The 11,446-nt window shown below is 69.3% G+C and carries 9 protein-coding genes; 2 read left to right on the top strand and 7 right to left on the bottom strand.

Going from position 1 to position 11,446, the window contains the following annotated elements; translation table 11 throughout:
* Nucleotides 1-1,577 (top strand): DUF2334 domain-containing protein (locus MJ777_RS15940; protein WP_239377020.1); only part of this gene is annotated, 1,577 nt, incomplete at its 5' end.
* A gap of 222 nt (nt 1,578-1,799) precedes the next feature.
* Nucleotides 1,800-4,115 (top strand): ATP-binding protein, encoded by a 2,316-nt coding sequence (locus MJ777_RS15935; RefSeq protein WP_239377019.1) that lies wholly within the window; start codon nt 1,800-1,802, stop codon nt 4,113-4,115.
* Between the two features lie 273 nt (nt 4,116-4,388).
* Here MJ777_RS15935 and MJ777_RS15930 read toward each other — a convergent pair whose 3' ends face one another.
* The 7 genes from MJ777_RS15930 to MJ777_RS15900 form a co-directional block, all read right to left on the bottom strand.
* On the bottom strand, nt 4,389-5,147 hold the full coding sequence (locus tag MJ777_RS15930) for a succinate dehydrogenase/fumarate reductase iron-sulfur subunit (RefSeq protein ID WP_239377018.1): 759 nt from the start codon (nt 5,145-5,147) through the stop codon (nt 4,389-4,391).
* Nucleotides 5,147-7,111, bottom strand: a complete 1,965-nt coding sequence (locus MJ777_RS15925) for a fumarate reductase/succinate dehydrogenase flavoprotein subunit (protein ID WP_239377017.1) — start codon at nt 7,109-7,111, stop codon at nt 5,147-5,149. Before MJ777_RS15925 ends, MJ777_RS15930 begins: the two co-directional genes overlap by 1 nt.
* A gap of 6 nt (nt 7,112-7,117) precedes the next feature.
* Nucleotides 7,118-7,954, bottom strand: a complete 837-nt coding sequence (locus tag MJ777_RS15920) for a hypothetical protein (protein ID WP_239311890.1) — start codon at nt 7,952-7,954, stop codon at nt 7,118-7,120.
* Between the two features lie 161 nt (nt 7,955-8,115).
* The gene (locus tag MJ777_RS15915; protein ID WP_239311888.1) at nt 8,116-8,493 is read right to left on the bottom strand and encodes a hypothetical protein; all 378 of its coding nucleotides are present in this window, start codon (nt 8,491-8,493) and stop codon (nt 8,116-8,118) included.
* 280 nt (nt 8,494-8,773) lie between these two features.
* Nucleotides 8,774-9,643, bottom strand: a complete 870-nt coding sequence (locus MJ777_RS15910; RefSeq protein WP_239311885.1) for a hypothetical protein — start codon at nt 9,641-9,643, stop codon at nt 8,774-8,776.
* A complete protein-coding gene (locus tag MJ777_RS15905) occupies nt 9,640-10,557 on the bottom strand; it encodes a radical SAM/SPASM domain-containing protein (RefSeq protein ID WP_239311883.1) in 918 nt (305 codons plus the stop codon). Before MJ777_RS15905 ends, MJ777_RS15910 begins: the two co-directional genes overlap by 4 nt.
* 270 nt (nt 10,558-10,827) lie before the next feature.
* Complete coding sequence (locus tag MJ777_RS15900) at nt 10,828-11,391, bottom strand: Hsp20/alpha crystallin family protein (RefSeq protein ID WP_239311688.1); 564 nt, start codon at nt 11,389-11,391, stop codon at nt 10,828-10,830.
* Between the last annotated feature and the right edge of the window lie 55 nt (nt 11,392-11,446).

Genomic DNA, 11,446 nt, shown 5'->3' with positions numbered 1-11,446 from the left:
GGCCCCGGCCGGTCCCGCCGCCGGGCGCCGGTGCGGCGCCGACCACCCAGCCGGCGAGCCCCGCCCCTGGCGCGGCGGCGCGGATCCGCGCCGCCGCCATCACCACCGTGGCGACAGCCCCCGCCGGAACGCTCGTCCTGTACGACACCACGGGCCAGTGGGGCTGGCTCGGCGAGCAGTACGCCATCCAGACGGCGAACCTCGTCTCCCACTTCGGCACCTGGCGGGCGCATCCGGTGGCCGCCTATACGGCTGGTGAGATGGCGGGCTACGCCGCCGTCGTCTACATCGGCTCCACCTACGACGAGCAGGTGCCTACCGCGTTCCTCACCGACGTGCTGGCCGGCACCCGGCCAGTGGTGTGGATGTACGACAACATCTGGCAGCTCACCGCGCAGTCGCCGACTTTCACCGCCACCTATGGCTGGAACTGGTCCCAGTTCGACCTTTCCTCCGTCGCGGCGGTCCGTTACAAGAACACGAGTCTGACCCGGTACGCCGGCAACGGCAGCGGAATCATGAACTACGCCACCGTGGACACCACCAAGGCGACGGTGCTCGCCCAGGCTGTCCGGGCCGACGGGACGACATTCCCCTGGGCGCTGCGATCGAACAACCTCACCTATATCGGTGAGATCCCCTATTCCTATGCGGATATGACCGACCGCTATCTGGCTCTGTCGGACGTTCTCTTCGACGCGCTCGCTCCGGCCACGCAGACCCGGCACCGTGCCCTTGTCCGGATCGAGGACGTCGGCCCGGACGCGGATCCGGCCGAACTGCGCTCGACAGCCGACTACCTGTCGTCGGTCAAGGTGCCCTTCTCCGTGGCGGTCTACCCCCGTTACCGGGACCCCAACGGCGTCTACAACAACGGCACTCCGGTCGACATCACCCTGGCGAACGAGCCGGCCGTGGTCAGCGCGCTCACGTACATGGTGAGCAAGGGCGGGACACTGCTGATGCACGGGTACACCCATCAGTACTCGAACGTGGCGAATCCGTACTCGGGCGTCAGCGCCGACGACTTCGAGTTCTTCCGGGCCCACATCGACGCCCTGAACAATGTTGTCTACGACGGCCCGGTGCCCGAGGACAGCCAGGCCTGGGCGGCCGGTCGCATCGACAGCGCGGCCACCGCTTTCACCGCCGCGGGCCTGCCCGCGCCGACGACGTTCGAGTTCCCGCACTACGCGGGATCGGCAGCCGACTACCGGGCCGTGGTCGCCAGATTCCCCAAACGGTACGAACGCGCGCTGTACTTCCGGAACCAGCTTGCCGGGGGAACGATTGACAGTAGTACCTTCAGCGGGCAGTTCTTCCCCTACCCCGTCACGGACGTGTACGGCACCTACGTCATTCCGGAGAACATCGGGAACATCGAGCCGGAGCCGTTCAACAACCACCCGGCTCGGCTGCCAGCCGATCTGATCGACTCGGCCAGGCGGAACCTCGTGGTCCGGGACGGGTTCGCAAGTTTCTTCTACCATCCCTACCTCGGGACGTCGTACCTGCGTGACACCGTCTCGGGGATCAAGAACCTCGGCTACACCTTCGTCGCGGCAGGGGGCGTGTAGGAGCGACCGGCAACAGGTCGTTCGATCAGACAGCCGCGCCCGGGTGGCTCCTGGCACGGCCGCGGGCCGCACCGATACCGGATGGGTGGTATCGGTGCGGCCGAGAACGCGGCCAGGGGCCGCCTAGGCGTGGCGAGCCGGATCTGGCAGGGTCCCGCGCGGCGCGGGCGGAGGCGTGGGTCCTATACATGGTCAGCCTCCAGATGGTGAAATTACCGGACTGTGAATGATCTGGCGCTCAACGCGCTCGAGGCGGCCGCCGCGCGTGTTTTCGCGGTTCTGCGAATCTTCGGGATCCTCTTCGAACTGGTCGCTGTCGTCGTCGGGCACAGGTGGTACTGCACGCCGGCTCATCTGATAGTGCCGGCGGTGGTCGCCGGCTGGGGGATCGTGTTCGCCGCCAGCTGCCTGCGGGCCGGGCTGCGTCGGGGGATTGCCGCCGGCGAACTGGCGGTGGCAATGCTGCTCGCGGCGACCGTGCCGTGGACGCTGCCCCCCGATGTGCTGCGGGAAGGGCTGAGCTGGGTGCTGCCGCGCCTGGTCGGGGCATCGGTCGTGGTCGCCTGGTGTGCCCCGGCCGTGATCTGGCTGCCGGCCACGGCCACTCTCGCCGGTCTGCTCATGACGTCATGCCTGGCATCGGGGATGCAAGCCAACACGGCCGCCGTGATGGTTGCCGCGATGGCCTTCCTGTCGCTGCTGTTCACGGTGGTGTCAAGCGTGGCGCGGCACGGCGCGATCATGGCCGACCGGAGTTTCGCGCGCGCCGCGGCCCGGCAGAGCGTACATGCGCTGGCGACGGCGCGGCAGCGAAAACTCAGGGAGTCCGAACGCATCCTGCACGACATCGTGTTGAACACCCTCACCGGGCTCGCCTGGGGCGTGTCCGCCTCCTCAGCGCAGATGGTCAGGACACGTTGCCGCCATGCCGCGGCCGTTTGCGTGGATCTCCTGGGCACTGGTTATGACGGGGGCGACGAGGCCGCCAGCCCCGCCGCGCGGCTGGACCAGGTTGTCGAGGAGGCGCGCCGCGCCGGGCTGGACGTCGAGATCTCGACAACCGGTCAGCTGGATGTCCCCGGGGATGTCCGTGCCGCGTTGGCGGCCACGGTCCGGGAGGCGCTGTCCAACGTCCGCCGCCACGCGAACACATCCCGGGCCTGGGTGGACATCCAGGCGAATACGGGGGACGTAGTGATAACCGTTCGTGATGAAGGAGTGGGTTTCGAGCCGCTGGACCATGATTCCGAGCGGTTGGGCATCCGATATTCGATCATCGGGCGGATGGCCGACGTGGGCGGTTCGGCTGACGTTCGCTCCATATCCGGCCGTGGCACGACGGTCACGCTGCACTGGTCCCCGCGCCTGGCGCCGGAGCCGGCCCTGGCGGCCGACGCGGTCGCGCTGGAGTGCTCCTACGCCTGGAACGCGACGCGGGCGGTGGGCATGGGAGCATGTCTGTGGCAGATCGGTTGTGGCCTGCTGCTGCTCGGACGCCTCGCCGCATACCGCCATCCGCTGCTCGTCCTGGGGGCTTGGGGAATTTCCCTGGCGCTGCTGGCCCGCTACGTCGTGCTGGCGCTCGGTGGCCGGCTCCGCCCGGTCGTGGTCGCGCGGCTGGTCGTGGTCGTGATCGGTACCCAGATCGTCCTCGGCCTGTCGGTGCGGGACGGAGATCTGGTGGGACTCCGGCCGGTGATGTTCGCGGACGTCGGGGCGACGGTCCTTTTCGTGTTCGGCCGACCAGCCGGCCAGTGGCTGGCGCCGGTGACGCTGATGGCCGGGACAGCGACGGCTGTGATCAGTTGGCGGTCGGCGGGTGACGTCACCGTGCTGATGAGGTTCGGCGAGTTCCTTTACGCACAGGTCGCGCTCCAGACGGCCTTGTCGATGTTCTGGCGGGCCCGCCACGCCATGGCCGGGGTGACGGCACGGACCGCGCGCGCGGAGGCGGAACTGATTGCGGATCGGGCAGCTGCGGTCGCTGTGCGTCATGACCGGCGGCTGCGCCTGCTTCACCTGGCCGACGGTCCGTTGCCCCTTCTCGCCGATCTCGGTGCGGGCAGGCTGGACCCCCAGGATGACGTGGTCCGTGAGCGCTGCGCGCGGTGCGCGGCGGCGCTGCGGCGCACACTGACCCGCCAGCTGTCACCGTCGGCGCTGGTCACCGTTCTTGAGAGTGCCGCGCGTTCGGCAGAGCTGCGAGGCGCCAGGGTGGAGCTTCAGATCGCGGGAGAGGTGGAGGCCATTCCCGCGGCGGTGGGGCGGGAGATCGCGGGTACCGCCACCGCGATCCTCGCCCGGATCGGCGATGGCCGGGTCCTCATCACCCTCACCGCCGGCGCGCGGGACGGCTTTCTGTTCCTGGCATTTCCCGCACCCGCACCCGCACCCGCCCTCGGCGATCCGGCCCCGGGCCTTCCCGCGGGCACACCCATGACACACCAGTGGATCGACGTCGTCGAAGAGAGTGAGGAGGGCAAGGTCTGCGTGGAGATCCGCTGGGGGCTGGACCGCGCCGTCCAGACATCCCGGTGAGCGCTGTCCCACACGGGCAGGCGAGCGGGATCGGCCCCGTGGGTCTACGGCGTGTTTCAGCAGCCGTCCTTCGATCAGGGAGCCGGACAGATGGCTTGTGAAACACGCCTTAGAGCGCCCGGCAGTAGGGGTGTGGATCAGGGAACGGGGCTGGGGTGCGTGCGTCGCGAGGCGGCGGAGGCAGGCACCGGAGGTGTTGGGTGGCGACCGACGACAACGCGGCCAGGGGACGCCTGGACGCGGCGAGCGGGAATGACGATCTCACACACGCTCTTAGCGCCTGCGCCGGAAGATGCGGGTGCCGAGCCACACCAGCGGGTCGTAAGAAGCGTCGACGACCCGTTCCTTGAGCGCGATGATGGCGTTGTCGGTGATCGCGATGTTCTCCGGGCACACCTCCGTACAGCATTTCGTGATGTTGCAGTAGCCGATACCGGCCTCCTTGCGCAGCAGCTCCCGCCGGTCCTCGGTGTCGAGTGGATGCATCTCCAGCTCGGCGTACCGGACCATCAGCCGCGGGCCGGCGAAGACCGGCTTGTTCTCTTCATGGTCACGGATGACGTGGCAGACTGTCTGGCACAGGAAGCACTCGATGCACCGGCGGAACTCCTGGACGCGGCCGGCGTCCTCCGGCCGCATCCGGTGGTGCCCGTCGGCGCCGGCGGGCGGGCCGGGCGCGAATGCCGGCACCTGCGCGGCCTTCTCGTAGTTGTACGAGACGTCGGTGACAAGGTCCCGGATCACCGGGAAGGTCCGCAGCGGCGTCACGGTGACGGTGTCCGCCGGGGCGAACAGGTTCAGCCGGGTCATGCACATCAGCCGGGGACGGCCGTTCACCTCGGCGCCGCACGACCCGCACTTGCCGGCCTTGCAGTTCCACCGGACGGCCAGATCCGGGAGCTGGGTCCGCTGGAGCCGGTGCAGCGCGTCGAGGACGACCATGCCCTCCTCGACGGCGACCGTGTAGTCGTGCAGATCACCGCCGCTCGCATCGCCTCGCCACACCTGGAGTCTCAGGTCGTACCCGGTCATCACGCCTCCTTCCCGGCCGCCGCGGGCTGGTCGAACAGGTGAGCCAGCTCCGCCGGCAGCGGCGGCAGCGGCTCGGCGGTGAGCTCAAGCCTGTCGGCACGCAGCCGCAGGACGTGGTTGACGGTCGCGAACGCCGGATCGGGCCGGGGGAAGTCGTCGCGGGTGTGCCCGCCACGGCTCTCCTTGCGGGCCATCGCGCAGGTGGCGATGCACTCGGCGACGGTGAGCAGCGATCGCAGATCGATGGCAAGATGCCAGCCGGGATTGTACTGGCGGTGACCGGTGACCGCGACCCGGCGGGCACGGGCCCGCAACGCCTCGATCTCTGCCAGTGCCTGGGCGAGCTCGGTTTCGGTCCGGATGATCCCGACCAGGCTCTGCATCACCTCCTGAAGGTCGATCTGTAGCTGGTAGGGGTTCTCCGCCGCGGTTGCGCCGGTGTGTGCGTTGGTGTGTGCGTTGGTGGTGGAGAACGGCGCGAGAACCTGTTCGACGATCGCATGGACCTCCGCGTCGGTAGCCACGCCCCGGACGCCCGCCGGCACCGCCTGTGCGTATCGCGCGGCGTACAGCCCTGCCCGGCGTCCGAAGACAAGCAGGTCGGACAGGGAGTTACCGCCGAGGCGGTTCGAGCCGTGCATGCCGGCCGCGCACTCGCCCGCGGCGAACAGCCCGGGTACCGTCGCCGCCGCGGTGGCCGGGTCGACCTTGATGCCGCCCATGACGTAGTGACAGGTCGGGCCGACCTCCATCGCCTCCCGGGTGATGTCGACGTCGGCCAGCTCGGTGAACTGGTGGTACATGGACGGCAGCCGGCGGCGGATGTACGCCGGGTCACGGCGGGAGGCGATGTCAAGGTAGACCCCGCCGTGCGGCGAGCCCCGCCCCGCCTTGATCTCGGCGTTGATGGCTCGCGCCACCTCGTCGCGGGGAAGCAGCTCGGGCGGCCGGCGGGCGGTCACCTTGTCGGTGTACCAGCGGTCGGCCTCCTGCTCGGTGTCGGCCGTCTCGGCGGCGAAGACCGGGGGGATGTAGTCGAACATGAAGCGACGGCCTTCGGCGTTGAGCAGCACGCCGCCATCGCCCCGGACGCCCTCGGTGACGAGGATCCCCTTCACCGACGGCGGCCAGACCATGCCGGTGGGATGGAACTGGACGAATTCCATGTCCATCAGCGTGGCCCCCGCCCACAGCGCGAGCGCGTGGCCGTCGCCGGTGTACTCCCAGGAGTTCGACGTCACCTGATAGGACTTGCCGATCCCGCCGGTGGCAAGCACTATCGCGGGCGCGTCGAAACGCACGAAGGTCCCGGACTCGCGCCAGTACGCCAACGCGCCGGTGACCGCTGGTTCGCCACGCTGCGGCGTGTCCGGTGAAAGCGCGGTCTGTGACGGCGTCGCCCGCGGTGGTACGGCCTGTTGGCGCCGCGTCGTCAGCAGGCGCAGCACCGTGCACTCCATGAACACGTCGACACGTTTGCTGATCAGCCGGTTTTGCAGGGTACGGATCAGTTCCAGGCCGGTGCGGTCCCCGACATGCGCGAGCCGCGCGAAGCGGTGGCCGCCGAAGTCACGCTGGAGGATCCGCCCGTCGGGCGTCCGGTCGAAGACCGCGCCCCACTCCTCCAGCTCCCAGACCCGTTCCGGCGCCTCCTGCGCGTGGAGCTGGGCCATCCGCCACTGGTTGAGCATCTTCCCGCCACGCATCGTGTCGCGGAAGTGCGCCTGCCAGTCGTCCTCGGGCCACACGTTGCCCATCGCGGCCGCGATACCGCCCTCAGCCATGACGGTGTGCGCCTTGCCGAGCAGGCTCTTGCAGACGACCGCGACGCGGGCGCCCTGCTCGTGCGCTTCCAGCGCCGCGCGCAGGCCCGCTCCGCCCGCGCCGATGACCACGACGTCGTACGCGTGCGTCTCCGATACGGACGATGACGATGACGATGACGATATGGATGGTGCGGTCATGGTCGCTCACGCCACCCAGTGATAGTCGTGGAGGTGACCGCTCGCGACCAGCCAGATGTAGAAGTCGGTTGCCATGATCCATAGAAGGCTCGCCCAGGCCCACACCAGATGACGCCGGTTGAGCGCCGAAATCCCCCGCCACAGCCGCTGGCGGGCCGGATGCGCGGACAGGGTCCGCAGCCCACCTCCACACAGGTGCCGGAAGGAATGGCAGGAAAACGTGTACAGGCCGAGAAGCACCACATTGGCCGCAAGAATGCCGCTACCGACGCCAATGCCGAAACCGCCGTCGAAGCTGAACGCCTGGACAGCCTCGTAGGTGAGCAGACACACGAAGAGCCCACCGAAGTAGAGGAAATAGCGGTGCACGTTCTGTAGCAGCAACGGGAACCGGGCCTCACCGCTGTACCTGCGCCGGGCGTCGGGGACCGCGCAGGCCGGCGGCGCCCACCAGAACGAGCGGTAATACGCCTTCCGGTAGTAGTAGCAGGTGAGCCGGAAGCCGAGCGGGAAGAGCAGAATCAGGATGGCGGGTGAGATCCAGGGGATGTCGCCGAGCAGCCCGGAGCCGAGCGCGTCGGCCGGGCAGGAGTCGGTCAGGCACGGCGAGTAGAACGGCGACAGGTACGGATCCGCGTAGTAGTTGCCGTTGCGGAACGCCGCCCACGTCCCGTAGGCGACAAAGCCGGCGAGCACGGCCACCGTGACGACCGGGGCCACCCACCACCGGTCCCGTCTCAGGCTGGGCTGGATGATCCTCGCTCGGGCCGCGCCGCCGCTGGGAGCGGCGGCTCTGGCGGGGCCCCGATTGTCGGGAGGACGGGCATCCGTCTGCGTCGGCATGGTGCTCCTCGGTTTCCTGGGGCCGCAGGCGCGGTCAGGTGCGTTCGCGGCGCTGGGCCCCCGGCGTGTTCTCGCTGGCTGTTGCTCTCCTTGGCGTGTTCTGGTCGGTTGGAGGGACCGACGACAGGCCGCGAGTTATCGCGCGGCCCGTCGTCTCATGCTCACACCCGGACGCGGCGTCGGCGGCGCGGCGACACGGCGCGATGCCGCTGCCACCCGCCGGCGACCCCCTCGTCGTCGCATTCGGGCTGGAACTCCGGTTCGCCCTGGCGGGCCGGTACGAACACGGGTTCGTAGCGGGTTGAGCACGCTGGGCCGTCGGCCGTGCCGGCCGGGTCCAGACCGTTCGCGCCGCTGCGGGTCATGGTCTCAGCTTCAAGATCGTCAAGGTCTTCCAGGACGCGACGGACATCCGCCTCGAGCCGGCCCGCCATTCTTGAACTGGGCGCGTGGCAGCGCACATGGTGCACATGACGTTGCGCTTCCTGTACTGCTCTGATCACGGCGAGAAGCTCGTCCCGTAGGCTTGTCGACTGCACGATTCGCCACCTCCGTGGTTCCGGCTGCCGGCCGGCGACATTCCAGACAGGTATCGGTACCCATCTCCACTGCCGAGCCGGTCACATCAATGACACATTACGTTCACGCAACAGTATGATCGACGGGCGGAAGGTTGGCCGGAGACGCAGACCTTCGACCGCGCCGGAGCGCCGGAAGGCCGTGTCCAGATGCGTCAGAGACCCGCTCGCGCGGGTCATTGAGCCGGACAGCTGGCTTCCGGAACACGCCGTAGTGACGGCGAGCGCCTGGGCGGCCGGGCTACCGGCTGATCAGGTCGTCCAGATGGGCCCGCACGGCGCCAGCGACGTCCATCTCGTCAGGGGACCAGGACAGTCCGGCGAGCGTGAACAGACAGGCGACGACCCGGGCGTACCGGCCGGTCGGGGCGTCCAGCTCAGGGAAGGCCGCACGAAGGCGGCTGGCGGTCCGGGGCGCGTGCCGCAGCGCGGTGATGTACAGGTTCGCGACGCCGATGCCTGAAACGCTGCGGCCCCAGTGCTCCCAGTCAATGATCGAAAAACGCGGCGCGGTGATGTTGCCCCAGTGCAGGTCCAGATGCTCGGTGGCCGCCGGGCCGGGGGCAACGTCAGCGGGCAGCTCACCGACTCTGGCATGGATCAGATGGGCGAGCTGTTCGGGGGAGTAGGCCCACAGCTTCCGCTCGGTGGGGGTGTCCGCGAGCGCGTCGACCGAGGCACGCAGGTCGGCCCACCAGGCGTCCGGGAGGTCGGGCTCGCCGGACAGGTACTGCCCGGCGCTGTAGGCGTCCGCCGGCACGACCGTCGAGTCGGCCGCGAACGTGAGCAGCTCAGCGCGCACGGACACCGGGACCGGGTCGGGATGGGTCCATTCGGTCTCAGCGAGCAGTGTCGGCTTGGCGACGCCGGACAGGCTGGCGGCATCGTGGGTGCCGGTCCAGACCTCGCGGTCCATGTCGGACTCGATGAACGCGGCGACCCGCAGCCACGCGGTGGCGCCGTCGTGTGTGGCGGGCCCCGCGATGACGGCGTCGGAACCGCTGGCCCGTCCGGAGCCGAGAGGCCGTATCCCGAGTTGTCGTGCGCCCTCGCGGTAGATCTCAGTGAGCCACGCCGCACCGTCGATGCTGACCGGCAGCCAGCGGATCACGCGGTTCCGTCTGTTGGACGCGGTTCGCAGTCCGGGGTCTTCGGCTTGCATTGGGACTGGGTGGGGCTGCAGGCGGTGCTCGCCTTGGGACCGCAGATGTCCGGGCCACAGCCGGAGGCGGCGGTCACCGTGCGCGCGGCGTCGAGCCGGGCGACCTGGGACCGGAAGGGCGCGCCAGCGAGGACCGCGGCCAGCCCGTCACGGACGTTACCGGCGGCGGCGCGGCGGGTGAAGACGCATGGAGTCACGGTGCCGTCCGGGCCAACCGCGGCCGTGCCGTGCCCGCAGTGCCCGCAGGTGCCCGCCTCATCGTCGTGGTCGGCGGCGCGGCCGAATGGCCGGACCTGGTCGATGCTGGCGACGACGCCGAGGGCGGTCAGGTCGTCGAACGCGGCGAGAGCCTGTTCCTCGCCGGCGGTGGCGATGATGCCGGCGCGGACCGGCACCTCTGCCGCGACGAGGCGCCGCAGCTGGGCCCGGGTGCGGGCATGGCTGCCGGCACGCCCGGTGACCTTGTCATGCCGGGCCGCGTCGTCGGCGTAGTACGAAGTCGCGACCGACACACCCGGGCGGACGAGCGCGTCCCAGACCACGGCGGGAAGGGCGTACAGGTTGGTGAAGACCTCGACCGCGAGGTTAGCGTCGAGCGCCGCCGCGACGAGCGCCGGGAAGTCAGGACGGAGGGTCGGTTCGCCGCCGATGAGGCAGACCTGCTCGACGCCGACGGCGGCTGCCTCGGTGATGACCGCTTCCCAGTCGGGAAGCGTCATCGTGCCCTGGCTGCCGTGTGGTGAGGAGCCGGCGTAGCAGTGAGAGCAGGCTAACTGGCAGCGTCCGGTGATCTCCAGCCAGATCAGCCGGGGCGGCTCGGCCTGGATCACCGGGTGGACAGGCCCGGGCAGCGTCACGGTCATGATGATCTCCCTACGCCGTGTTCTGATACTCGCCGACGTGGATCACGTCGTGGCGCAGCCGCCGCTCGGGGGTGGTCAGGCCCAGCAGACGCTGCCCGCCCGGCCCGCAGATGATCATCTCTCACCGGCGGACCGGGCGATGGCAACGGTGAATTCGCCAGGCACCACTGTAGCCGGCCGGCGCCAGTCAGGCGGGCTAAGAGGCTCCGGCAATAGGGCACGCGCCTCGTGCCAGTCAGATGGCTGTCGAAACATTGCCCTATTGCCGAGCTATTGCCGGGCGCTCCTGTCGGAACCGGCTGCCCGGCCGGTCGCGGAGCGGTCCTCAGCTGTCTCGGCAGCACGCGTTTCAGTCATGGCACGCTCGCCGGCCTCGATCACCGGGACGTGGCGGCTCGCGGTCGACGAGAGCTTCGGCAGTGTCAGCTGAAGCACACCGTCGGCCGCCTGGGCCGCGGACTTCTCCGCATCCACCTCCCCGGGCAGCCGCACGGTACATTCATACCGGCCCATCCGGCGCATCTGCTGACGCATCACGCCGCGGTGTTCCCGGGCCTGGATGTCAGCGGTGATGCTCACCTCGTTCCCCCGGACGTCGATGTTGACGGTGTTGGCGGGAGTACCGGGCAGATCCGCTTCGATGATGTAGGAGTTCTCGGTCTCCTCCATGTCGATCGCGGGTGTCCACGAGCGGCCTTCCCGCGGCATGAGGTCCGGCAGCGATACATCCAGCAGGCGGCCCATCCGTTCGTAGAGATCACCGAACTCGGCGAACGGGTCCCAGCCCCGTCGAGTGACTGGCGTCGGACGGCTCATAACGGACAACGAGGTCATTGTCGGCTTCCTCCCTGGCGGTCACTGGCAGGGGGGATGGGAGCCCATCCCCCCT

This window comes from Protofrankia sp. Cj5, from assembly GCF_917627405.1.
In the GTDB taxonomy this organism is placed as follows: domain Bacteria; phylum Actinomycetota; class Actinomycetes; order Frankiales; family Frankiaceae; genus Protofrankia.
Note: the sequence above shows the minus strand (reverse complement) of the source record. Positions and strands in the feature narration are given on the sequence as shown.

Bases quoted from the DNA above. Each gene is read 5' to 3' on its own strand.
- MJ777_RS15900 (WP_239311688.1), bottom strand. From the start codon at position 11,391: ATGACCTCGTTGTCCGTTATGAGCCGTCCGACGCCAGTCACTCGACGG.
- MJ777_RS15925 (WP_239377017.1), bottom strand. From the start codon at position 7,111: ATGACCGCACCATCCATATCGTCATCGTCATCGTCATCGTCCGTATCG.
- MJ777_RS15920 (WP_239311890.1), bottom strand. From the start codon at position 7,954: ATGCCGACGCAGACGGATGCCCGTCCTCCCGACAATCGGGGCCCCGCC.
- MJ777_RS15930 (WP_239377018.1), bottom strand. From the start codon at position 5,147: ATGACCGGGTACGACCTGAGACTCCAGGTGTGGCGAGGCGATGCGAGC.
- MJ777_RS15905 (WP_239311883.1), bottom strand. From the start codon at position 10,557: ATGACCGTGACGCTGCCCGGGCCTGTCCACCCGGTGATCCAGGCCGAG.